The 1,060-nt window shown below is 74.8% G+C and carries 1 protein-coding gene; it reads left to right on the top strand.

From position 1 onward, the window contains the following. The coding region (locus PUR56_RS16420) for a polyketide synthase (protein WP_329949478.1) at positions 1 to 1,060 on the top strand (1,060 nt) is incomplete at both ends.

The raw sequence follows: 1,060 nt of genomic DNA, 5'->3' as shown, positions 1-1,060 counted from the left end.
CTACCCGGGCGGGATCACCACTCCGGACGAGCTGTGGAAGCTGGTGGACGAGGGCCGGGACGGCATCGGCCTGTTCCCGACCGACCGCGGCTGGGACGTCGAGGGGCTCTACCACCCCGACCCGGACCACCCCGGCACCTCGTACGCGCGCGAAGGCGGGTTCCTCTACGAGGCCGCGGACTTCGACCCGGACGTGTTCGGGATCTCGCCGCGCGAGGCGCTGGCGACGGACCCGCAGCAGCGCCTGCTGCTGGAGACGGCGTGGGAGGCGTTGGAGCGGGCCGGGGTGGACCCGCTGGGCCTGCGCGGCTCCCGCACCGGCGTCTACGTGGGCCTGATGTACCACGACTACGCCGCGCGCCTGCTGGACGTCCCGGACGAGGTCGAGGCGTACCTCGGGACCGGCAACTCGGGGAGTGTCGCCTCCGGCCGGATCTCCTACACGCTCGGCCTGGAGGGCCCCGCGCTGACGGTGGACACCGCCTGCTCGTCGTCCCTGGTCACGCTGCACCTGGCGGCCCGGGCGCTGCAGGCGGGCGAGTGCGATCTCGCCCTCGCGGGCGGGGCCGCGGTGATGGCGACCCCGGAGACGTTCGTCGGGTTCTCGCGGCAGCGGGGTCTGGCGGCCGACGGCCGGTGCAAGTCCTTCGCGGCGGGTGCGGACGGCACCGGCTGGGGAGAGGGCGTCGGCATGCTGCTGGTGGAGCGGCTGTCGGACGCGCAGCGGCTCGGCCACCCGGTCCTGGCGGTGGTGCGGGGCACGGCGGTGAACCAGGACGGTGCCTCCAGCGGTCTGACGGCGCCGAACGGCCCGTCGCAGCAGCGCGTCATCCGCCAGGCGCTGGCGAACGCCGGTCTGTCGCCGCGGGACGTCGACGTGGTCGAGGCGCACGGTACGGGGACGACGCTGGGCGACCCGATCGAGGCCCAGGCGCTGCTGGCGACGTACGGGCGGGACCGGGACGGCGGCGACCCGCTCTGGCTCGGGTCGATCAAGTCGAACCTCGGGCACACCCAGGCGGCGGCCGGGGCGGCCGGCATCATCAAGATGGTCCAGGCG

The organism is Streptomyces sp. BE303, assembly GCF_036290945.1.
In the GTDB taxonomy this organism is placed as follows: domain Bacteria; phylum Actinomycetota; class Actinomycetes; order Streptomycetales; family Streptomycetaceae; genus Kitasatospora.
Note: the sequence above shows the minus strand (reverse complement) of the source record. Positions and strands in the feature narration are given on the sequence as shown.